This is a genomic window from Flavobacterium sp. GW823-FHT04A11, from assembly GCF_058796535.1.
Window position 1 is genome coordinate 1677328 of the sequence record NZ_CM179503.1, and the last position, 23691, is coordinate 1701018.

22 protein-coding genes are annotated in these 23691 nt (G+C 32.9%); 10 read left to right on the forward strand and 12 right to left on the reverse strand.

Going from position 1 to position 23691, the window contains the following annotated elements; translation table 11 throughout:
* Nucleotides 1-27: 27 nt before the first annotated feature.
* Complete coding sequence (locus AC3QL1_RS07360) at nt 28-756, forward strand: TrmH family RNA methyltransferase (RefSeq protein ID WP_492496413.1); 729 nt, start codon at nt 28-30, stop codon at nt 754-756.
* Between the two features lie 9 nt (nt 757-765).
* Here the strand turns inward: AC3QL1_RS07360 and porT are convergent, their stop codons facing one another.
* The 5 genes from porT to AC3QL1_RS07385 form a co-directional block, all read right to left on the reverse strand.
* On the reverse strand, nt 766-1476 hold the full coding sequence (gene porT, locus AC3QL1_RS07365; RefSeq protein WP_492496415.1) for a type IX secretion/gliding motility protein PorT/SprT: 711 nt from the start codon (nt 1474-1476) through the stop codon (nt 766-768).
* A gap of 1 nt (nt 1477) precedes the next feature.
* Nucleotides 1478-2209, reverse strand: coding sequence for a bifunctional demethylmenaquinone methyltransferase/2-methoxy-6-polyprenyl-1,4-benzoquinol methylase UbiE (gene ubiE / locus AC3QL1_RS07370; protein ID WP_492496417.1), 732 nt, complete (start codon nt 2207-2209; stop codon nt 1478-1480).
* Nucleotides 2210-2875: 666 nt separating this feature from the next.
* On the reverse strand, nt 2876-3652 hold the full coding sequence (locus AC3QL1_RS07375; RefSeq protein ID WP_492496418.1) for a hypothetical protein: 777 nt from the start codon (nt 3650-3652) through the stop codon (nt 2876-2878).
* A gap of 136 nt (nt 3653-3788) precedes the next feature.
* The gene (locus AC3QL1_RS07380; protein ID WP_492496420.1) at nt 3789-4271 is read right to left on the reverse strand and encodes a dihydrofolate reductase; all 483 of its coding nucleotides are present in this window, start codon (nt 4269-4271) and stop codon (nt 3789-3791) included.
* Nucleotides 4272-4282: 11 nt separating this feature from the next.
* Nucleotides 4283-4627 carry a 2TM domain-containing protein gene (locus tag AC3QL1_RS07385; RefSeq protein ID WP_492496421.1) on the reverse strand — a complete coding sequence of 115 codons (345 nt, stop codon included), beginning with the start codon at nt 4625-4627 and terminating at the stop codon, nt 4283-4285.
* Between the two features lie 239 nt (nt 4628-4866).
* Between AC3QL1_RS07385 and AC3QL1_RS07390 the strand changes: the two genes are divergently transcribed.
* Nucleotides 4867-5163 carry an isoamylase early set domain-containing protein gene (locus AC3QL1_RS07390; RefSeq protein ID WP_492496422.1) on the forward strand — a complete coding sequence of 99 codons (297 nt, stop codon included), beginning with the start codon at nt 4867-4869 and terminating at the stop codon, nt 5161-5163.
* Between the two features lie 81 nt (nt 5164-5244).
* Here the strand turns inward: AC3QL1_RS07390 and AC3QL1_RS07395 are convergent, their stop codons facing one another.
* From AC3QL1_RS07395 to AC3QL1_RS07410, 4 genes are all read right to left on the reverse strand, one after another.
* Nucleotides 5245-6096 (reverse strand): thymidylate synthase, encoded by an 852-nt coding sequence (locus AC3QL1_RS07395; protein WP_492496424.1) that lies wholly within the window; start codon nt 6094-6096, stop codon nt 5245-5247.
* 75 nt (nt 6097-6171) lie between these two features.
* Nucleotides 6172-6795, reverse strand: coding sequence for a bifunctional nuclease family protein (locus AC3QL1_RS07400; RefSeq protein WP_492496425.1), 624 nt, complete (start codon nt 6793-6795; stop codon nt 6172-6174).
* 163 nt (nt 6796-6958) lie between these two features.
* Nucleotides 6959-7927: an electron transfer flavoprotein subunit alpha/FixB family protein gene (locus AC3QL1_RS07405; protein WP_492496427.1), complete on the reverse strand. Its 969-nt coding sequence runs from the start codon at nt 7925-7927 to the stop codon at nt 6959-6961.
* Between the two features lie 80 nt (nt 7928-8007).
* Nucleotides 8008-8754 (reverse strand): electron transfer flavoprotein subunit beta/FixA family protein, encoded by a 747-nt coding sequence (locus AC3QL1_RS07410; RefSeq protein WP_492496429.1) that lies wholly within the window; start codon nt 8752-8754, stop codon nt 8008-8010.
* Between the two features lie 492 nt (nt 8755-9246).
* Between AC3QL1_RS07410 and AC3QL1_RS07415 the strand changes: the two genes are divergently transcribed.
* The 6 genes from AC3QL1_RS07415 (at nt 9247) to AC3QL1_RS07440 (ending at nt 17835) form a co-directional block, all read left to right on the forward strand.
* Nucleotides 9247-10224, forward strand: a complete 978-nt coding sequence (locus tag AC3QL1_RS07415; protein ID WP_056244882.1) for a pyruvate dehydrogenase complex E1 component subunit beta — start codon at nt 9247-9249, stop codon at nt 10222-10224.
* A gap of 68 nt (nt 10225-10292) precedes the next feature.
* Nucleotides 10293-12794 carry a DUF5686 and carboxypeptidase-like regulatory domain-containing protein gene (locus tag AC3QL1_RS07420; RefSeq protein WP_492496432.1) on the forward strand — a complete coding sequence of 834 codons (2502 nt, stop codon included), beginning with the start codon at nt 10293-10295 and terminating at the stop codon, nt 12792-12794.
* A 46-nt stretch (nt 12795-12840) separates the two neighbouring features.
* Nucleotides 12841-13896, forward strand: a complete 1056-nt coding sequence (locus tag AC3QL1_RS07425) for an acyltransferase (RefSeq protein ID WP_492496434.1) — start codon at nt 12841-12843, stop codon at nt 13894-13896.
* Between the two features lie 43 nt (nt 13897-13939).
* Complete coding sequence (locus AC3QL1_RS07430; protein WP_492496435.1) at nt 13940-14539, forward strand: DNA-3-methyladenine glycosylase family protein; 600 nt, start codon at nt 13940-13942, stop codon at nt 14537-14539.
* 110 nt (nt 14540-14649) lie between these two features.
* Nucleotides 14650-15180 carry an inorganic diphosphatase gene (locus AC3QL1_RS07435; RefSeq protein ID WP_264536080.1) on the forward strand — a complete coding sequence of 177 codons (531 nt, stop codon included), beginning with the start codon at nt 14650-14652 and terminating at the stop codon, nt 15178-15180.
* 111 nt (nt 15181-15291) lie between these two features.
* A complete protein-coding gene (locus AC3QL1_RS07440) occupies nt 15292-17835 on the forward strand; it encodes a sodium-translocating pyrophosphatase (RefSeq protein WP_492496437.1) in 2544 nt (847 codons plus the stop codon).
* A gap of 229 nt (nt 17836-18064) precedes the next feature.
* Here the strand turns inward: AC3QL1_RS07440 and AC3QL1_RS07445 are convergent, their stop codons facing one another.
* From AC3QL1_RS07445 to AC3QL1_RS07455, 3 genes are all read right to left on the reverse strand, one after another.
* Nucleotides 18065-18241 (reverse strand): hypothetical protein, encoded by a 177-nt coding sequence (locus AC3QL1_RS07445; protein WP_492496439.1) that lies wholly within the window; start codon nt 18239-18241, stop codon nt 18065-18067.
* A gap of 128 nt (nt 18242-18369) precedes the next feature.
* Nucleotides 18370-18984: a deoxynucleoside kinase gene (locus AC3QL1_RS07450; RefSeq protein ID WP_026983862.1), complete on the reverse strand. Its 615-nt coding sequence runs from the start codon at nt 18982-18984 to the stop codon at nt 18370-18372.
* Nucleotides 18984-19793 (reverse strand): hypothetical protein, encoded by an 810-nt coding sequence (locus AC3QL1_RS07455; RefSeq protein WP_492496441.1) that lies wholly within the window; start codon nt 19791-19793, stop codon nt 18984-18986. The genes AC3QL1_RS07450 and AC3QL1_RS07455 overlap by 1 nt, the downstream gene beginning before the upstream one ends.
* Before the next feature lie 235 nt (nt 19794-20028).
* On the opposite strand from AC3QL1_RS07455, the gene AC3QL1_RS07460 reads away from it, so the two are divergent.
* Nucleotides 20029-20937: a GLPGLI family protein gene (locus AC3QL1_RS07460; RefSeq protein WP_492496443.1), complete on the forward strand. Its 909-nt coding sequence runs from the start codon at nt 20029-20031 to the stop codon at nt 20935-20937.
* Nucleotides 20938-20977: 40 nt separating this feature from the next.
* Nucleotides 20978-23665: a carboxypeptidase-like regulatory domain-containing protein gene (locus AC3QL1_RS07465; RefSeq protein WP_492496445.1), complete on the forward strand. Its 2688-nt coding sequence runs from the start codon at nt 20978-20980 to the stop codon at nt 23663-23665.
* Nucleotides 23666-23691 lie beyond the last annotated feature (26 nt).

The window sequence follows — 23691 nt, forward strand, 5'->3', positions numbered from 1 at the left end:
ATATTTAATTCAAAAGTACATTATTTTATGGTTAGTAAAAACCAAATAAAGCTTATAACAGGTTTACATCAAAAAAAGCAACGTTTTGCAAATCAATTATTTTTTGCCGAAGGAGTAAAAGTAATTCAGGAATTGTTGCAATCCAATTTTGAATTAGAACATTTATACACCACACAAAATGATTTTGAAACAGTTTCGTCTTCAAAACGCACGCTTATTAATGAGCAGGAACTGAAAAAAATAAGTGCTTTGTCAACTCCAAATTCATGTTTGGCGGTTTTTAAAATTCCTGTCGAAAATAAAATAATCGATTCTGGTTTAATCGTAGCGCTAGACGACATTCGTGATCCCGGAAATTTAGGAACCATTTTGCGTCTTTGCGATTGGTTTGGCATCAAACAAATTATCTGTTCAAAAGAAACCGTTGATATCTACAATCCAAAAGTAGTTCAGGCTACAATGGGTTCTATTACCAGAGTAAATGTAAATTATGTCGATTTGAAAACTTTTATTTCGCAAACAAAATTACCTGTTTTTGGAACTTTTATGAACGGAGAAAACATTTATCAATCAAATTTACCTCAAAATGGAATCATTATTATGGGTAATGAAGCCAATGGTATTTCGGCAGAGATTGAAAAAACAGTTACCAGCCGACTCACAATTCCAAGATTTGGAGAGCTACAAAAAACCGAAAGTTTAAACGTAGCTACTGCAACAGCAATTATTCTAAGTGAATTTAAACGAAATAGTTGAGAAATTGTTTTAATGAAAAGTGAAATTTATTAAAATCGCTCTTGATTTCATAGAATCAATATTATCCGTCCACGGACTAGGCCCATTTGCAGGATTATCGCGAATCAATTCATCCGTAATTCCAAACATTCCTCTAATAGAAGGAGAGAAAATAAAATATTCAGAGAAAATATCTATTCCAAAACCAAGTTCATAAGCGGCAGTCCAGGGTTTAACCCTGAATTTTCCTTCGTGATTATCGTCCTGCGATTTTGAATTGCTGGATAAATTTAACGTAGTCGACATTCCTCCAACCAAATACGGACGAATATTTCCGGTACGCAACGATGAAAATTTCAGTAATAAAGGAAAATGAATATAAGTACTGTTTACCTCTCTTAAATAATCTTTTTCTAAAGGCATTTCAGGGTAATACAAATCTCTTTTTGTATAATATAATCCTGGCTCAAAACGCAGGTTAATATATTCCTGCAGTCTTAAATCGGCAACAACACCAACATTAAAACCAGTTGTTTTTTTTACCTGAATGTCTGGACCTGGACTTTTGTAATCAAATTTAAAGTCGAAACTATTAAAACCTAAAAAGTAACCAAAATACAAACGCTGTTTTTGCCAGTTTTCAAGGTTAATAATAGGATCTTTGCTAAACATGTTTTTAGCAAATTGAGAATATCCTTTTGTCGATAAGACTAATAAAAGTAAGATTACTGTTTTTTTCATACTATTTTTTAGAAGCAGAATAAATGGTTGCAACTCCAAACGTTTGAGGCATCGCCACAACATCTATAAACCCAATTTTTCTCAAAATATTGTTTAAAGCTTCTCCATAAGGAAAAACAGCGGCAGATTCAGACAAATATCCATAAGCCGAATTGTCTTTAGAGAATAGTTTTCCTATAAGTGGAAGTATATTTTTAGTGTAAAATTTATAACCTTGCTTATAAGGAGTTTTATCCGGTACCGAAGTTTCTAAAATTACAAAAACACCGTTTGGTTTCAATACTCTTAAAATTTCTGCAAAGCCTTTTTCTAAGTTTTCAAAGTTTCGAACTCCAAAGCCTACTGTAATCGCATCAAAATAATTATCTTCAAAAGGTATGCTTTCAGAATCCCCTAAAACTAAATCAATAGTGTTTGACAGTTTTTTTTCTTCAACTTTCTTTTTTCCAACTTCAAGCATTCCCGCAGAAATATCCAGACCTATAATTTTTTCAGCATTCGTTTGTGCCATCAAAATAGCAAGATCGCCTGTTCCTGTCGCGATGTCAAGAATGATTTTAGGTTTTTTGTCAGAAACTATTTTTAGTACTTTTTTTCTCCACTTAATATCAATTCCAAATGAAATTACGCGGTTTAAATTATCATAGTTTCCAGAGATAGTGTCAAACATTTGTGCAACTTGCTCTTTTTTGCCTAATGTAGAGTCTTTATATGGGGTTACTTTTTCAGTCATTATTTTTTATTTACGCAAATATAATACAATCTGACTTAACTGTTATTGGGTTTTTTAAATTGTAAATCAAATGTTTTAGAAAAATATTCTCAAGATAAAGGATTGCCTTTTGGTTATCACGGAAAGTGGGTATTTTGAAAAAATCACGGAAAGTGGGTATTGTGGCAACAAGATAATATTGTCACATTTGTCTTATAAAAATATTAGAATTTTTAATGATTGATAGTTAGTTAGTGACTCAAATCAAATGAATACTTTTTTTGTGCTGGTAATTCATTTGTTCTTGTAAGTAGTTTTGAAAGTATTATTTTTTAATGGTAATACTATTTTTTTAAAGCGCAAAATACGTTCTTAGGATTAAATTTGTTTTTGGAAATTTTAATTTTCTGTCTTTAATACCTTCGTGGTATTTGGTATTAAGGACTCTTTTTTTGAGATTTATTCTCAAAAATCAAATCATTTAACAATAGTTTCAGTTGTTTAACAATTGTAATTTACGTCATGTTATCCAAATACTATTTCTTGAATAAGTCCTAAGCTGGAAATCATTTTTTATTAAAGACATCCTCATTTTTATGAGGATGTTTTTTATTTTCTAACATGAAACTTCTAATTGGTGCTTTTCCCAATGAGACAAATTTATATGAAATTTTAATTGATCTTTAGTTAATAGAAATATTTAATTGTTTCGATAGTAGTAGAGGTTCCGTCATTCTTTGAGTGAGTCATTTCTGTTGGGTAACCTTTTGCGTCGTATGTATGTGTGTAAGTTGATATGGTAGATGTTGAATTGCTACCTGAATATGTTGTAATAGTTTGTTTAACTAAATTATTAGTAGAAGCGGAACCGTGATCTAATAATAGTTTAACTCCTATAACATTTTTATTACTAGAATTTTTCGAATCATACTCGCTTATTGTTAAGCTTTCAGGGCTATCATAATAGAAGCTTTCACTTTTTATCAAATTACCATCTTTAAAAGTATATTTCCCTGTACTACCTTCATCTTTTTCGGCACCACTAGCCACTGTTACAAAAGTTTTTTTATAAGAAATTGTTCCGTCTATATTATAAGTAAACTTAATTTTTAGATTAATAGTGCTCCCTGTATCTTCATATATTATAGATTCAAGTTTATTATTAGAGTAACTATATCGTCTAGTTGTAATAATTATTCCTTTAGAGTTAATGTCTTCTATTTTTGTAATTAAATCTCCAGTATATATGTAATTTGATTTGTTTCCATTTGAATCGCTAAAGCTTACGATTCTATTTTCATTGTAAATGTTTTCACCTGTATAAGTTGTCTTGCCATCTTTAGTGATAACAAATTTTTTTAATAAATGTAGATCTTCTTGATTAGGTGAATCATTATCATTTTCGCTGGAACAAGATGTTAATATTGTTGTAATTGCAGTTAATAAGTAAAGTAATTTCTTCATTATATTATTTTTAGTTTATAATTGGAGGCTAAATTAAATAATTCGGCATAGTAACCAATATATAAAAAAATAAAAAAGATAGAATAATTAAAAATGAGGTGAAATAAATTAGGCTAAAGAAAATGAGCTGCTAATTTTATTTTCTTATGTAAGTTTCATAAGTATAATCATAAAGATGTTTTTCATCTTTAAAATTTTCTTCAGATTCTACCAATAACCATTCATTCTCATCAATTTTAGGAAAAAACGCATCGGCTTCAAAAGTGTGATGAACTTTGGTAATTTCTATAATATCCGCTAAAGGTAAACCCAGGTTGTAGATTTCTCCCCCGCCAATAATGTATGAATCTTCATTTTCAGGACATAATTCAATTGCTTTTTCGATACTGTTTACAACAATACAACCTTCAGGCTTGTAATTTTCCTGACGCGTTATCACAATATGAGTTCTGTTTGGTAATGGTTTTGGGAAACTTTCAAAAGTTTTTCTTCCCATAATAATATGATGGTTGGTAGTAAGTTCTTTGAATCTCTTAAAATCATTCGGCAAATGCCAAACTAATTCATTGTTTTTTCCAAGCGCATTATTTTCGGCAACAGCCGCTATCATTATAATCATGGTATGATGAACTAAATTTTGTTATCTGTATCCTCGTTTATTTTTGATTCTAACTGACTAATTCTTTTTTGCTGCAAAGCAACAAGTCTGTCAATTTGTTCTCTTTCCCATTTCTTATTCATGAATCTGTCTGTAATGTAGACTTTTATAAAATGGAGAATAAAAATGAAAAGCCATATTGTGATGGCCCAAATACACCAATTTTGTTCAGTATTAGCCCCTAAACCAAAAAATCTATTCGCTACAAACAAAAATAAGCTTCCTATTAAGAAAAGTACGAAGTGAAAATAAAGTACTTTCTTTTGTCTTAATCTTCTTCTGGCATATTCATATTGCTCGTGAACTTCTTTTTCCATAACGTATAAAATGAGGTCATAAAGTTAGAATTTATTTTGAAATTCAGCCAGTTGATTGCTGGAATATTTCATTTAAAAACAGTTTTAAATTCTAAATGTTAAAAAAAGTAGTGTTAAAATTATCGATATGATGAAAAAAATATGCGTTTTTTGCTATTGTCATAAATCACTTCAGTGACTATAGCGGGTATGAATGAATTTATGTAATTTAGACGTATCAATCTAAAAATTAAATAGTTATGTCTTTAAAAAAGCAATTTATCAAAACGAAGCCAGTTTGTAAAGTTACATTTTCTGTAGAAGCTAAAGACGCAAGTTCGGCTGCTGTAGTTGGGGATTTTAATAATTGGAATGTCGAAGAAGGAACTTTAAGTAAGTTAAAAAACGGAACTTTTAAGGCTACTTATGACTTAGTAAAAGATGCTATTTACGAGTTTAAGTATGTAATTGACGGAATGTATGTGAATGATCCTGAGGCAGATTCATACAAATGGAATGACTATGCCGGAAGTGAAAATAGTGTTTTAGTAGTATAATTTAAACACGAATTTCACAAACTAAGCAAACCATTAAATTGGTGCAAATTTGTGAAATTCGTGTTTGTTTTTTGTAATTATTTATACGGCAACACTTCCTTTTATGCCCGCATGCGGTTCATAATCTACAAGTGTAAAATCGTCATAATCAAAATCAAAAATATTTTTGATTGTAGGATTCAAAATCATTTTTGGCAATGGTTTTGGTTCGCGTGTTAACTGCAATTCTAATTGTTCAAAATGATTGTTGTAAATATGTGCATCTCCAAAAGTATGAATAAATTCACCCGCTTCAAGATCGCAAACTTGTGCAATCATCATCGTTAACAGTGCATAAGAAGCAATATTAAACGGAACTCCTAAAAAGATATCAGCACTTCGCTGGTACAATTGACAAGAAAGTTTTCCTTTTGTTTCTCCTTTTTCAGGATCCGGACTTGTAACATAAAATTGAAAAAATGCATGACAAGGAGGCAAAGCCGCCTTATTATTGGCAACGTTTTCTTCAAATGATTTTTTTGTATCCGGTAAAACCGATGGATTCCACGCCGAGATTAGCATTCTTCGGCTATTTGGGTTTGTTTTTAATTCGGTAATCAATTCAGAAATCTGATCAATTTCTTCGCTGTTCCAGTTACGCCACTGATGTCCGTAAACAGGACCTAAATCACCATTAGAATCTGCCCAGGCATCCCAGATTTTTACTCCGTTTTCCTGAAGGTATTTGATATTAGTATCGCCTTTTAAAAACCAAAGCAGTTCGTAAATGATCGATTTTAAGTGTAATTTTTTGGTAGTAACCATTGGAAAACCTTCACTTAAATCAAAACGCATTTGGTAACCAAAAACACTTTTTGTTCCGGTTCCGGTTCGGTCTCCTTTTTGGTTACCATTTTCTAAAACATGTTTTACTAAATCTAAGTATTGTTTCATATTTGGTTTATTCGGTTATTCGTTGATTTGTTTAATTGATTTAACGACTAACAAATCAACGATTAAACAATAATTTTATCTTTTTGAGATTTCGTCTCTAATTTTGGCTGCTTTTTCATAATCTTCCTGAGAAACCGCCTGATCTAAAAGATCATTTAATTCCTGAAGGCTATGTTTGGCATAAACATCTCCGGATTGATTTGTTTCTTCCTCATGACCAAAAGTTTCGGGATTAGAAAGTACATCGTCTATTTCCTGAGAACCCTGATCTGTTTCTGCAGTATTTGATTTTAAATAAATACCGGCTTTATCCAGAATGTTTTTATAAGTAAAAATCGGAGCGTTGAAACGTAATGCCAAAGCAATCGCATCAGAAGTTCTGGCGTCGATAATTTCTTCGATTTTGTCTCTTTCGCAGATTAAACTGGAATAAAAAACGCCATCAACAAGTTTGTGAATAATCACTTGTTTTACGACAATGTCAAATCTTTCTGCAAAGTTTTTAAACAAATCGTGTGTTAACGGGCGAGGAGGTTTGATTTCTTTTTCTAAGGCAATAGCAATCGACTGGGCTTCAAAAGCGCCAATAACAATGGGTAATTTTCTTTCGCCATCGACTTCATTCAAAATTAAGGCATAAGCGCCATTTTGAGTTTGGCTGTATGATATTCCTTTTATGGATAATTTTACTAGACTCATATATATGGGTAAAAAAGGGCAATTAATGCCACATTTTAGTACTTTTTTTGATTGGAAAATAAAGGTGCAATTTTAATCAAAAAATATGGAACAAAAAAGCCACCTAAAACAAAGATACGATTATCTTATTTTTAGGCAGCTATATTTTATAGAGATTTTTACACTAAGAATGTTGCGCTTTAAAAGCTTTTAATTTCTCTGTTAATTTAGGAACAATTTCAAAAGCATCTCCAACAATTCCATAATCGGCTACTTTAAAGAAAGGCGCTTCAGGATCGCTATTGATGACAACTTTTACTTTTGAAGAGTTGATACCTGCAATATGCTGAATCGCTCCTGAAATTCCGATTGCAATATATAAATTAGTAGCAACTGGTTTTCCTGTTTGTCCAACGTGCTCGCTGTGAGGTCTCCATCCTAAATCTGAAACTGGTTTAGAACATGCAGTTGCAGCGCCTAAAACAGCCGCTAAATCTTCAACTAATCCCCAGTTTTCAGGACCTTTCAATCCGCGTCCGCCAGAAACCACGATATCAGCATCAGCGATAGAAACTTTTCCGCTTACTTTTTCTACAGATTCTACTTTTACGCCAAAGTCATTGTCTCCAATTGAAGGGTTAAAATCTTCTTCAGTTGCAGATCCTGCACTTTCAAAAATTCCGTAAGAGTTTTTAGCCAAACCAAGAACTTTTACATCTGTAGAAATTTCAGTAATGTTGAAAGCTTTATTTGAGAAAGCATTTCTTTTTACCTGAAAAGGCGAAGTGCTAATAGGTAATCCCACAACATTCGATGCAAAACCAGCATTTAATGATACTGCAACTAATGATGAAAGATATATACTGTCTGTAGTCGAAGAAAGTAAAACTACTTTTGTTCCTTCTTTTTCAGCAGCCTGTTTGATCACATCGGCGTAAGCCTTTGCTGTAAAACCTGCTAATTTATCGTTGTTTACTTTTAATACTTTATCAACTCCGTATTTTGATAATTCGCTTACATCACCAGCGTTTATAGTTAAAGCGGTTACGGTAGTTCCTAAAGATTCTGCTACTTTTTTAGCGTAAGAAGCTAATTCAAAAGCAACTTTTTTAAATTTTCCTTCTGCAGATTCTGCATATATTAATATTGACATAATTTTTTGTTTAGAAGTTTAAAGTTTCAGGTTTAAAGTTTCAAGTTCGAAAACTGAAAACTGCGACTGAAAACTGTTTACTAGATTACTTTTGCTTCGTTGTGTAATAAATTAACTAACTCGTCTAAATTATCTGCAGAAATTAATTTCACTGCTGATTTAGGAGCTGGTTTTTCAAACTTCACTGCTTTTGTATTTACAGGAGCGTCAATTGGCTCAAGAATAGTAAGTACTTTTGTTCTTGCAGTCATAATTCCTCTCATGTTTGGGATACGTAGATCTTTTTCTTCAACAAGACCTTTTTGACCTCCAATGATTAAAGGTAAAGTAGTACTTACCGTTTCTTTTCCACCATCAATTTCACGAACAGCTTTTACATTATTTCCGTCAATAGTTAGAGAAGTACAAGAGTTTAAAAAGTTAGAACCTAAAATTCCTGCAATCATTCCGGGAACCATTCCACCATTATAATCTAAAGATTCTTTTCCTGCAATTACTAAATCGTAACCACCATTTTTAATTACTTCGGCCAATTGTTTTGCAACAAAAAAACCATCAGTTGGGTTTGCATTTACTCGAATTGCCTCATTTGCACCAATTGCCAAAGCTTTACGTAAAGTTGGCTCCGTATCAGGGCCTCCTACATTTACTACAGTTACATTAGCGCCTTGTTGTTCCTGAAACCAAATTGCACGTGTTAAACCAAACTCGTCATTAGGATTAATTACATATTGTACACCGTTGGTATCAAATTCTGAATCACCATTGGAGAAGTTAATTTTTGAAGTAGTATCAGGCACATGGCTGATGCAAACTAATATTTTCATAAGTATATATTTTATATTTATAATATTCTTTTACAAATTTAGAAATTAAAATCGGAATAATATACTATGCATGCATAATATTTTTTGAAAACTATTACGTTTTCGAAGATTGTTGATTTTCAGGTGCTATTCATCGGTAAACAAAAACAAAAACGGAATCATTTCAATTGATTCTTAGCGATTTTGCAATTTGTATATACATAATGAGGGACTAAAACGGAGTCAATTTCTGCTGTTTTTTTAATAAAGAAGTTTAGAAGAAGAATCTGATCTAATTTTCAGAATTAACAAATAAGGTAAAGATCGTTTTAAAAATCTATTTTACAGGCTGGAATGTCTTTTACATCGATTTCGTAAATATCACAATAAACTTTAAAAAGTTAAAACCAGATTGAAGAAAGAAGTTCGTGTGATTTTAAATTCAATTTATGCTTTTAAGTTATTTAAAATATTTATTTTTGCTCTTCAGAAAATTCAACATACAATATAAATATGAGAACAATACAATTTAGAGAGGCCATTTGTGAAGCGATGAGCGAAGAAATGCGTCACGATGAATCCATATATTTAATGGGCGAAGAAGTTGCAGAATATAACGGAGCATACAAAGCTTCAAAAGGAATGCTTGCTGAGTTTGGCGAAAAAAGAGTAATCGATACTCCAATTGCTGAGCTTGGTTTTACAGGAATTGCAGTAGGATCAGCTATGAACGGTTGTCGTCCTATTGTAGAGTATATGACATTCAACTTCTGTTTAGTAGGTATTGATCAAATTATAAATAATGCTGCTAAAATGCGTCAAATGACTGGTGGACAATTTAATGTGCCAATCGTTTTTCGTGGACCAACTGCTTCTGCAGGTCAATTAGGAGCAACTCACTCTCAGGCTTTAGAAAACTGGTTTGCAAATACTCCGGGTCTTAAAGTAGTTGTACCTTCAACTCCTTATGATGCAAAAGGACTTTTGAAATCTGCAATTCGCGATAATGATCCTGTAATTTTCATGGAATCTGAGCAAATGTATGGAGACAAAGGAGAAGTGCCGGACGGAGAATACACAATTCCATTAGGAGTTGCTGATGTTAAACGTGAAGGAAAAGATGTTACTATTGTTTCTTTCGGGAAAATCATCAAAGAAGCTTTTATCGCTGCTGATGAATTAGCTAAAGAAGGAATTTCTTGCGAAATTATCGACTTAAGAACAGTTCGTCCTATGGATAAAGATGCTATTCTTAAATCTGTTAAAAAAACAAACCGTTTAGTAATTTTAGAAGAAGCTTGGCCATTTGCTAGTATTTCATCTGAAATCACGTATATCGTTCAGGAACAAGCTTTTGATTTTCTTGATGCGCCAATTCAGCGTATTACAACTGCAGATACACCTGCACCTTACTCTCCTGTTTTACTAAAAGACTGGTTGCCAAACGCAGCAGATGTAGTGAAAGCTGTGAAGAAAGTATTGTACAAATAATACAAATATAAAATACTCACAAAACTTCATCAGTCATATTTATTGATGAAGTTTTTTTTTGCCAGACGATGAAAAGAATAATTTTATTCAGCCTGCTTTTTGTATTCGCATTTGCGAATATTGGTACTGCACAAACAAAAGTGAGTGGAATTGTTTTGGATAAATCTAATCAGCCAATACCTTTCGCAAATGTTGTTTTTAAAGGCTCAAATACAGGGATAGTTTCTAATGAAGACGGACGTTTTTATCTGGAATCACCCAATACTTATACCGCTTTATTAGTAACATCTGCAGGATTTTCAGACAAGGAAGTTCCGTTGGAAAAGGCGGTAAATTATGATTTTAAAATTGTCTTAGGCGAAGCCGAAGCATTAAACGAGGTGGTTATTTTTACCGGGAAAACTTCCAAAAAAAATAATCCGGCACTGGATATATTGAGGAAAATCTGGGAAAGAAAACGTAAAAACGGTCTTTATCAATTCAACCAATATCAAATGCAAAAGTACGAGAAAGTCGAGTTTGATATGAACACGATTGACAGTGCATTTATGAAAAACAAACTTTTCAAAGGAATGGAGTTTGTATTTGATCACGTTGATACATCAGATGTTACCGGAAAAACGTATCTGCCCATTTTTATCAATGAATCTGTTTATGATGTTTACGGCGATAATAAATTAAAGAAAGTAAAAGAGAATCTTAACGGAAGCAAAACATCCGGTTTCAACGGAAATCAGCAGATTTTGTCATTCGTAAAAGACCTTTATTCAGATTATAATATTTACGATAATCACCTTACCTTTTTTGATAAAAGCTTTACAAGTCCGCTTTCAAGAACCGGAATTGATGTTTACAATTATGTTCTGAAAGACAGTGCTTACATCGACAAAAAATGGTGTTATAATATTGTTTTTTATCCAAGACGTAAAAACGAATTGACTTTTAAAGGAGATTTTTGGGTAAACGATACCACTTTTGCCATCAAGAAAATTAATATGGGTGTTACCAAAAGTGCCAATATTAACTGGGTAAAAGATATTTATATCGAGCAGGAATTTGAAGTAGAAAACGATTCGGTTTTTCTATTGACACGTGATTATATGATGTCTGATTTTGCTTTAAATAAAAAAGAAAAATCAAAAGGAGTTTATGGAAAACGAACTACTTTATATAGAAATCATAAATTCAACCTTCAAAAACCGGAGAAGTTTTATAAAGAAGAAGTCAATTTTATAGACAACGCTGTTTATGAACGGCCGGAAGAATTTTGGGAAGAAAATCGTTTTGAAAAATTAAATAAAGACGAAGAAGGTATTTATAAAATGCTGGATACCTTGCAAACCGTCAAGCGATTCAAGCAATTATACAATCTGGTCTCTATTTTAGGAAGTGGTTATGTCGAATTTAAAAACTTCGATTACGGACCTATTTTCTCTACTTTCGGGTATAATGAAGTCGAAGGATTAAGGTTAAGAGTAGGAGGAAGAACCTATTTTGGACCAAATGATCCATGGCGCGTACAAGCATACACGGCATACGGATTTGATGATAATAAATTCAAATACGGCGTTTCAGGAAAATGGATGGTGGACAAGAAAAAAAGAGTCATTATTTCCGGAGGGAACAGGCGTGATATTGAACAAATTGGAGCCAGTTTAACCACTACAAATGATATTTTAGGACGAAGTTTTGCTTCTTCGGCCTTATTTACAACAGGAAGCAATGGAAAATTGACCAACATTAACCTGAGTAATATTTCGGTTGAAATGGAGCCGATGAAAAATTTTGTTGTTCAGGCCGGACTTTCCTACCGAACGTTAGAATCAGCTTCAAAAACCTTTAGTTTAGATTATTACAGTACTTTACCAACGGCTGCAAATCCTGCTGGCGTTATTCAAAGTGCCGTGACACAATCAGAAGCTAATATTCAGTTTGAGTTTATGCCAAACCGTAAAACAATTGGTTTTGGGGTTGAACGTGATTTGGTTGATAGTCCTTTCAGTCATTTCTTTGTAAACTTTAGTTATGGTTTAAAAGGAGTTTTTAATAGTGATTTTGCGTACGAGAAAATACAGGTATTCTATAAACAGCCTATTATTATAGGACCTTTAGGAAGATCCAATATTATTTTGGAAACCGGAAAAACATTCGGAACAATTCCGTTAGGATTGATGAGTGTAATTCCAGGAAACCAGACTTATTTTACCATTGAAAATACTTTTAGTAACTTAAATTTCTACGAATTCATAACAGATCAGTATACTACTTTACAATGGAATCATGATTTTGGAGGAAGATTATTCGCCAGAGTTCCTTTTATGAGAAAACTGAATTGGAGAGAATTTATTGGTATAAAAGCAGTTCACGGAACTATTTCTGATGCAAACAGAGCGATCAATGCTTCAGATCAGCCATACAATGCACCAGAAAATGTGTATTGGGAATACAACGCCGGAATTGGAAATATTTTTAAGGTTTTCAGAATCGATTTCTCCTGGAGAGGAAGTTATTTAAACGCTCCCGATGCTAATAAATTTGCTGTAAAAGGATCGTTCGGATTTTATTTCTAGTGATCATTTAGGTTCTTAGTTTTCATTACTATTAATAACAATATTTATGAGTGAAAATCTGAATGCTAATAATTTGTCCTGGACAACTAACTTAAGAGTTGTTGCAACAATTAGTGTAATTTTTTTGCATGTTACGTCAGGAATTCTGTATCAATACGGTAGCATTTCTGATTTCATTTGGTGGACCGGAAATATTTATGATAGTTTAGTACGCTTTTGTGTGCCGGTTTTTGTCATGCTAACCGGTGTATTATTGTTAGGCAAAAAATATGAATTAAATGATTTTCTTAAAAAAAGATTTCTAAGAATAGTATTGCCCTTTTTATTTTGGAGTTTGATTTATGCGCTGGTTTCATTACATGATAAGATTTCCGGAGGTAATCATGAAATGTCTTTTTTTGAAATTGTTAAATGGTTAATCAATCAATTAAAAAATGGCAGTTCATTGCATCTTTGGTATATTTATATGATTATTGGCATATATCTTTTTATTCCGATACTTAGTAAGTGGGTTCAAAATGCCACTGAAAAAGAAATCTTGTATTTTATATTTATCTGGATATTTACTCTTATTATTAACCAGCCTATTTTGTCCAAATTTAGGGTTAATATAAATTTGACTTACTTTTCAGGATTTATAGGATATGTCGTTTTAGGATATTATTTATCCATCAAGCCGTTTGCACTTAGTAAGGGAGTAATGAAGATAATTGCTCTTTTTTTAATACTTGTAGGAGTTGTTATTACGATATTCGGCACCTATTTTTTATCTCTTCAAAATAATAGTTTTCAGGAATATTTTTATAATTATACCACTCTCAATGTTTTGATAGCTTCTGTTGGAGTTTTTTTATTTTTTAAGAATTTAGAAATCTCTAATCTTTTATTTGCACGAATTTGCGACTTTATCAGCCAATATAGTTATGGAGTTTATCTTGTTCATGTTTTGGTTTTACGATTCATGGATGCAATGAAAATAAATTATAATTTTATAAATCCAATATTTGCGATTCCTTTAGCCACCATAATTTGTCTGCTAATTTCTCTCGCTATCATATATATTGTCAATAAATTACCTTTGGGTAAATATATTTCCGGATAACATAAATAACATTAGTTGTTTCGTAAAAGATAAAAAACGCGTCATGCAGGAAGCAATCGATTTTCTATCAGCCAAAAATCCAATTTTTCAGGAAATAATCGAGAAATATGGATTACCGCAAATCCCGAAACGTCCACAAGGTTTCGAAACTTTAGTTTTATTAATTCTCGAACAGCAGGTTTCTATAGATTCGGCGAAAGCCACATTCTTAAAAATAAAAGCGTACGCCACTTGTAATCCTGAAACGATGTCCGTTTTATCAGATGAAGAATTTAGAAGTCTAGGTGTGAGCCGCCAGAAAACAAAATATATTAAAATCTTAGCTAATGCAGTTTTAAACAAAGAACTTGATATTGAAAGTTTAGCGACAAAATCGGCAAAGCAGGTTCGGGAAGAACTTATTAAATTGAAAGGAATAGGAAACTGGACCATTGATATTTACCTAATGTTCTGTCTGCAAGAGCCGGATTTGATTCCACTGGGAGATATTGCAGTTATCAATACCATCAAAGAATTACTTGATATTCACGACAAACAGGAAATGGAAATTCATGCCGAACAATGGAGTCCGTATCGATCTTATGCAACATATTTGCTTTGGCATTATTACTTAAATAAGCGAAACAGGAAAATTACATATTAACTGTCTGTTATTTAAAAGAAAAGTATGTAGATTAATGTAGTTTTTTATTGTAAAAAAGGATTGTTTAGTTACTTTTGCAATCGCAATTATAGAAATAATAAAAAACGAAAATGACCGCAGACAAACTAACAACTTTCGATGTATTAATCGAAATACCACGAGGAAGTAGAAATAAATACGAGTACGATTTTGAAATTAAAAGAATGCGTTTCGACAGAATGTTATTCTCTTCAATGATGTACCCGGCAGATTACGGATTTATCCCTGAAACTTTAGCACTTGACGGAGATCCTCTTGATGTATTGGTTTTGATTAATGAACCAACTTTTCCAGGATGTGTTATAGAAGTAAAACCAATTGGTGTTTTTCACATGGCTGACGATAAAGGACCAGACGAAAAAATCATTTGTGTACCAGTTTCAGATCCAATCTGGAATTCATTAAATGACCTTTCAGATATCAATGGACACTTATTAAAAGAAATCGAGCATTTCTTTCAGGTTTATAAAGATCTTGAAAACAAAAAAGTAGATGTAGAAGGTTGGGGAGACGTAAAAGAAGCTTTTGCAATTATTGCAGAATGTACAAAACGTTTTAACGATATTGAAAACAAACCAGAGGGATTATTTAGTATTAAATAATTTTTACCCTATTCTATTATAAAAAAAGCAATACTACCGTCAGGAGTATTGCTTTTTTGTTTAAATTCGTTCAGTTAGTTTATTGACTATTAACCAAAACCATTACTAATTATGAATGCATTTATGATTTACTTGCCTATTGTTATGGCAATTTTAGGATTACTTTTCATGGGAATAAAAAGGACTTGGGTTTTAAAACAAGATGCGGGCGACGGCAAGATGAAAGAGATTTCAGATCACATCTACGAAGGCGCACTTGCATTTTTAAAAGCAGAATACCGATTACTGACCTTTTTTGTAATTGCTGCGAGTTTAGTTTTAGCCGGAATTTCTTTTATCGTTCCAACCACACATATATTAATAGTAGTAGCGTTTATTTTTGGCGCATTCTTTTCGGCTTTAGCAGGAAATATGGGAATGAAAATAGCCACTAAAACGAATGTCAGAACAACTCAGGCCGCTCGTACGAGTTTGCCGCAGGCTTTAAAAGTTTCTTTTGGAGGCGGAACCGTAATGGGATTAGGCGTTGCAGGTTTGGCAGTTTTAGGTTTAACAGGATTCTTTATTATTTTCTTCCAAATATTTATGCACGGAGTCTGGACTTCTTCTGAAGACATGACGAAAGTGCTGGAAACTTTAGCAGGATTTTCGCTTGGTGCAGAATCGATCGCTTTGTTTGCCAGAGTTGGAGGTGGAATTTATACAAAAGCAGCCGATGTTGGTGCAGATTTAGTAGGTAAAGTCGAAGCCGGAATTCCGGAAGATGATCCGCGTAATCCTGCTACAATTGCAGATAACGTAGGGGATAACGTTGGTGACGTTGCCGGAATGGGCGCTGATTTATTCGGTTCCTATGTTGCAACGGTTTTAGCCGCAATGGTTTTAGGAAATTATGTCATCAAAGATATGGGCGGAAATATTCAGGATATTTTCGGTGGAATTGGACCAATTTTACTTCCAATGGCAATTGCCGGTTTCGGAATTTTATTTTCTATTGTTGGAACTACATTAGTAAAAATTTCTGATGACAATGCAAAAGAAGCGCAAGTACAAAAAGCATTAAATATAGGAAACTGGGTTTCGATTGTTTTAACAGCAATTGCCTGTTTCTTTTTAGTAAAATATATGTTGCCTGAAACCATGCAAATGAGCTTTTTTGGAGAAGGATCTAAAGATATTTCCTCAATGCGCGTTTTCTACGCAACCTTAGTTGGGCTAGTTGTTGGTGGAGCAATTTCATCAGTAACAGAATATTATACAGGATTAGGTACAAAACCGGTTATGGCTATTGTGCAAAAATCTTCAACCGGAGCAGGAACAAACGTAATTGCAGGTTTGGCAACAGGAATGATTTCTACTTTTCCAACAGTATTATTATTCGCTGCAGCAATCTGGATTTCGTATGCTTTAGCAGGATTTTACGGAGTTGCTTTGGCGGCTTCTGCAATGATGGCAACAACGGCGATGCAATTAGCAATTGATGCTTTCGGGCCAATATCAGACAACGCCGGAGGAATTGCTGAAATGAGCGAATTACCAAAAGAAGTTCGTACAAGAACTGATATTTTAGATTCTGTTGGAAACACAACTGCAGCAACCGGAAAAGGTTTTGCAATTGCTTCTGCAGCTTTAACTTCATTAGCATTATTTGCAGCGTATGTAACTTTTACAGGAATCGACGGAATTAATATCTTTAAAGCACCAGTTTTGGCCATGTTATTTGTAGGTGGAATGATTCCGGTAGTTTTCTCAGCATTAGCAATGAATTCTGTTGGAAAAGCAGCGATGGATATGGTTTACGAAGTTCGCCGTCAATTCAAGGAAATTCCAGGAATTATGGAAGGAACCGGAAAACCCGAATACGGAAAATGTGTGGAGATTTCGACAAAAGCCGCTTTACGCGAAATGATGCTGCCGGGGATTTTAACAATAGGTTTTCCAATTGCAATTGTACTTTTAGGAAAATTAGTTTATTCTGATAACAATCAGTTGATTGCCGAAATGTTAGGCGGATATATGGCAGGAGTTACCGTTTCGGGTGTACTTTGGGCAGTTTTTCAAAACAATGCCGGAGGTGCCTGGGACAATGCTAAAAAATCTTTTGAAGCCGGAGTTTTAATCAATGGCGAAATGACTTATAAAGGTTCTGACGCACACAAAGCAGCAGTAACCGGTGATACTGTTGGAGATCCGTTTAAAGATACTTCTGGACCTTCAATGAACATTTTAATTAAATTAACTTGTTTAATAGGATTGGTAATTGCACCAATTTTAGGTGAAGGACATTCTGCTTCAGGTTTGGCTGAAAAATCTTGCTGTAAAACGGAAATGCATGCCGGAGGAGTTTCTAAATGCGGAAATCTGGCAATGATGACCAAAGAAGAATGCATTAAAATGTGCAAAGAAAAAGGATGTACAGCAGAAGAAACTGCAAAATGTTTAGCGCATTACGATGCAAACGGAAAATATGCACACCAAAAAACAGATTGTTTTGATACAACCAAATACAGTAAAAACAGAGTTGAGGTTAATTTGTCTACCATTAACGGAGTTACAACAGGAACCGTAACCAAAACTGAAGATGGTAAAACAACAACTGAAGTTTATGAAGGAACGGAAGCAGAAGTAAAAGCAAAAATCGAAGCTGCAAAGTAATATTACTTGATAGCCTTGTCAAAGTTTAAAACTTTGACAAAGCTTACACAATATTTATTCGTCTTTTTGTCATCCCGAGGAACGAGGGATCTCCACAAGCAGCTCGATAAAGATTGGCGATTTTGAATGTGGAGTTTCTAGTGGAGATCCCTCGTTCCTCGGGATGACAAGATTGCGATTATATTTATAAAATAAAAATGCCTCTAAAATTTTTAGAGGCATTTTTTTATTACAATTTATCTGGTGTAGGAATTGGATAATTGATTTTCTCATAGTTTTCTATTAGAGCAACTAACTTTTTTAGTTCGACACATTCATTGGTATTTGGATTCGCATAAAAAATATCGTTTACTCTTTTTAAAGCTAGATCATAATCTTGCTCTGTTTCAATTAATTTTATTTGCATTTTTTAAATTTATTAATTCTTGTAAAAATAGGAAATTAATTACAATATGGATTTCCAAATCATAAAAAAATGCCTCTAAAATTTTTAGAGGCATTTTATTTATTCGTGTAATTCGTGAAATCCGTGTTTTAAAACAACCCATTCAATTCAGCATCAATTCTATTAATGATGTTTCCTAAATCTTCCGGATTATCAACGAAGTTAATATTATCAACATCAATAATTAGTAATTTTCCTTTTGTATAAGTCTGAACCCAGGCTTCGTATCGTTCGTTCAAACGGCTTAAGTAATCGATAGAAATTGAGTTTTCGTATTCACGTCCGCGTTTGTGAATCTGTCCCACCAAATTCGGAATAGAGCTTCTTAAATAAATCAATAAATCCGGCGCTTTTACCAATGATTCCATTAATTCAAAAAGAGAAGTATAATTTTCGAAATCACGGCTTGTCATCAATCCCATTGAATATAAATTGGGAGCAAAAATATAAGCATCTTCATAAATGGTTCTGTCCTGAATGATTTTCTTTCCGCTTTCGCGAATTTGCTGCACCTGACGGAATCTGCTGTTTAAGAAATAAATCTGCAAATTAAACGACCAACGTTCCATTTGGTGGTAAAAATCATCTAAATACGGATTATCGACAACATCTTCGTAATGTGGTTCCCATTTAAAATGTTTGGCTAATAATTTAGTCAAAGTAGTTTTTCCAGCGCCTATGTTTCCTGCTATTGCTATGTGCATTACGGTGTTACGATTTTATAATTGGTGATTTCTTTAGCTGTAAAAATAGATAAAATTTGGTCTTTGTAGCAGAATTTATCAAAGGTTTTTTCTAAAACTTCGATTTCAGAAATAGTATTTGAATTTGTATCAGAAATGTCTTTAAAATACAGCAAATTAGCTTTGCTGAAAATGTATTGATGATTGTTTAAAAGTTCGATTTTATCAAAATCAGGCACTTTTCCCAACGCAGTTGTTTTTCCAAAAATATCGCAGGAAAACCAATTGTTTTTTTTATCAATCCAATAGAAAGTATTAAAATCAGTTTGATAATATTTTATGGGTTCTGTTAATGGAGTGGAAACCGTTTTATATTCATTTTTTAAATAATCAAAAAGACTAATTTGCTGGTTTAAAGCATTGTAAATCCATAGTTGATTTTGAGTTGACATACCAATCGCGTCTGCAACAATTGGAATGGCGTTTTGGGAAAAATTGATTTCAGTGATTTTATTTAATTGATTGTCAAGTAACAAAACGGTATTAAAATCGTCATAATATAAGAGCAATTTAAGCGGGTTTTGAAGATCGACTTTGGTAATGTTTCCTAAAGAGACGTTTTTATATTCAAAAACTTCAGTTCCTTTGGTTTTACTAAATACATTATTTTTTATTTGATAAGAATATCCAAAAGAATCATAACCTAAAAATTCATCAACGTCCATTTTAAAATGTGAAATTGATGAAACACTAAGCTTTTGATTTTGTGCAAAAACAGAGAAAGAGCAGGCGATAAGGAATAAAAATAAAATGCGCACTGTTTTGCTCATAAGGTAAAAAATTTCAGATGAGCCAAATTACAAAAAACTAGTCTATGAATTGCCCCAATAAGACATATTTACGTGAATTTGTATTTTAAACCATTCTAAAACGTAATAGTCTAAATAATAGGCAATTTTATCTATACCTTACAGTAATTGATATATTTAACTTTCAGGATTTTAAAATTAATAATACATTTGAGTGTAAGTTTTATCGGATTTACTCAATTTTAAACAAAACGAAATGAAAAAACTAATTTTATATATGTCTTTAATCCTTGTATTCACTCAAATGCAGGCTCAAAAAGATTTTCAGGGAATGGCTGTTTATGAGTCAAAAACGCAAGCACCAAAACTTGAAGGTATGCGAGGCGGAAATCGGGATATTACGCCGGAAATGCAAAAGAATATCGAGGAGCGAATGAAAAAAATGCTGGAAAAAACATTCATTCTGAATTTTGACAAATCGGCTTCTATTTATAAAGAAGAAGAAAAACTTGACGCTCCGGGACAACAAGGCGGCGGAATGCGAGTGATGATGAACTCTTTTATGGGCGGCGGCGGAACTTTTTACAAAGATGTAAAAACGAAATCGTATACAGTTGACAAAGAATTTATGGGAAAAGAATTTCTGGTTGTAGATTCTTTACCAAAATTAAATTGGAAATTAGAACAGGAAACCAAACAAATTGGCGGTTACAACTGTTATAAAGCAACGGCAGTAAAAGAAGCCAGCAAAACAGATTTTAGAAATTTCAGACCTAAAAATAACGACGACAAAAAACCGGAAGATAAAAAAGATGAAGCCAAAAAAACTTCAGGTGAAACAAAAACAAATTTTGAAGACAACTTCGAAATGCCAAAAGAAATTATCGTAACGGCCTGGTATACGCCGGAAATTCCGGTAAATCAGGGACCTGAAAATTATTGGGGATTGCCGGGCTTGATTTTAGAAATCAATGATGGACGAACAACGATTTTATGTTCGAAAATTGTTTTGAATGCCAAAGAAAAAGCAGAAATAAAACCGTCTAAAAAAGGCAAAGTAGTTTCGCAGAAAGAATATGATGAAACCGTGATCAAAAAGATGGAAGAATTTAGAGAAATGAATCGTGGACGTGCCGGTGGTCCGCCTCCAATGATGGGAAGATAAACTTCAAGCCTCTAAATTTATTTATTCTAAAATTCTCATAATGAACAAAATTCTTTGTTTCGTAGCCTTTTTATTGACTTCTGTTTCCTTTTCTCAAAGCGTTCGTTTTGATGGTTTCATTCAGGACGGAGAAAAAAATCCATTGGAAATGGCCAATATTATGGCTGTAAATTCCGCTACAAAAGCAATGGATTCCTACGGAATTACAAATGATAAAGGAAGATTTCAGCTTACGTTGAAACCCAACACTTCTTACGTCGTAAAAATCAGTTATCTGGGAATGAAATCCAAAGAAATCAATGTTTCGACAAAAACGGAGAATATAGTACAAAATATCGTTTTGGATGATGCCGGAATTGAACTGGAAGGAGTAGAGATCGTGCGCGAAATGCCTGTTTCGATAAGTGGCGATACTATTGTTTACAATGCTGATTCTTTTAAATCAGGAACAGAAAAAAAACTCGAAGATGTCCTGAAAAAACTTCCCGGAGTTGAGGTAAATGCCGATGGAGAAATTGAAGTTGAAGGAAAAAAAGTAAGCAAATTAATGGTCGAAGGCAAAGATTTTTTTGACGGAGACACCAAACTTGGCGTTAAAAATATTCCGGCTGATGCGATTGATAAAATTCAGGTTTTACGAAATTACAATGAAGTCAGCGCTTTAAAAGGCTTAGAAAACGATCAGGATAATGTGGCTATGAATATTAAACTGAAGGAAGGTAAAAAGAACTTTTGGTTTGGCGATGTCACTGCCGGAACCGGAGTTGGCGAACTCGACAGCCGCTATATTATCAACCCAAAATTGTTTTATTACAGTCCCAAATACAGTATTAATTTAATTACCAATTTTAATAATATCGGAGAACTTCCGTTAACCGCACAAGATTATTTTAAGTTTACGGGCGGATTTAAAAATATGATGAAAAAAGGCGGAAGCAATTTTAATATTTCATCGAATGATATTGGGATTTCGCTTTTAAGAAACAATCGTGCCAAGGAAATTGAAACGAAATTTGGAGCAACAAACTTTGCTTATTCGGTTACAAAAGCGTGGAATATTAGTGGTTTTGGAATTCTTTCGACTTCAAAAACAGATTTGGAAACGAAATCGCAAACCACAATTTTAGATTCCGGCGATCAGCAAAAAAGAGATGAAGAAACACATCAAAAAAACAATTTGGGACTTTTTAAACTGAGTTCTACGTATAAGCCAAACGATAAATTTCAGTTTGATTACGACATCTTAACCAAATTATCCAAACAAGAGGAAGATACTGATTTGCTTCGTGAATCGGTTGTTCAGAATATTTCGGATACAGAAACTATTTTAACGAATAAAAAACAAGATCCGACATCTGTAAATCAAAATTTGAGTTTGTATTACACACAAAGCACTAAAAATATTTTTGCTTTTGAAATGCAGCATTTATATCAGGATGAAAATCCGTTTTATAATGCTAATTTAAGAACGCAGCCTTTTGTTTTGTCTGGTTATACGCCGGATCAGAGTAGAAATGATTTGAATCAGAATCGTTTTGTGAAAACCAATAAAATCGATGCAAAACTGGATTACTATTATATGGTAACGCCAAAAAGCAATATCAACATTACTTTAGGAAATACGTATTCACACCAAAATTTTGATTCCCATATTTTTCAGATTTTGGATAACGGAGACAGAAATGATCTGAATGATTCCCAAAATAATAATGATGTTAATTATAATTTTGATGACGTTTTTGTGGGTTTTCATTATAAAATATTGACAGGAAAATTTACATTAACACCTGGTTTTAGTGTGCATTCTTATTCGATGAAAAACACACAATTAGGAACAGATTATTCTCAGAATTTCACTAAAATTCTGCCGGACTTTTTTGCTTTATACCAAATTAAAAAAGCAGAAACGCTGACATATAATTTTTCACTAACAAATGATTTTACAGATATTAATCAGCTTGCGGCGGGTTATGTTTTGTCAGATTACAGCAGTTTGTTTAGAGGAAACAGGATCTTAGAAAATGCGACTTCTCAGGTGCATACGCTTCGATATTTCAAATATAATATGTTCAATTTTGAAAATATTTTTGCAAACGCAACTTATACCAGAAAAGTAGATGCCATTAAAACCGAAGCTCAATTTACCGGAATTAATCAGGAATCAGTGCCGTACAATTCAAATTTAGCCGATGAAACTTTTGTTGGAATTGGAAATTACGGAAGATCGTTTTTAAAGAACTATAAAGCTTCGGTAAACGCAAGTTTCAACTGGTCAAAATTCAATAATATTCAAAATGAAGAAGCAAGAACAACAGAAAGTTTTGTGCAGAGTTACACTATAAAAGCTTCAACAAACTATAAAAACCTGCCTAATATTGAATTAGGTTACAATGCTTTGATCAACAAATACAGCGGGTCGACTTATTACACAGACAAACCTTTTGTGAGATTAGATTATTACTTTCTAAATAGTTTTTCTTTTGTTTCAGAATATGAGTTTTACCATTATTATAACGGCAATAAATCAGTCGATAACGAATATGATTTTTTGAGCGCCAGTTTAATTTATCAAAAAAAGGATAGTAAATGGGAGTATAAAATTGCGGCAACAAACTTGTTAAACACTAGGTATCTTAATGATGACAGCTTCTCGCAGTTTTCTACACGAGTTTCGCAATATACCGTTCAGCCTCGTTACATTATCTTTTCGATGAAATATAATTTATAGTATTCGAAGTATTAATTTAGATTTAA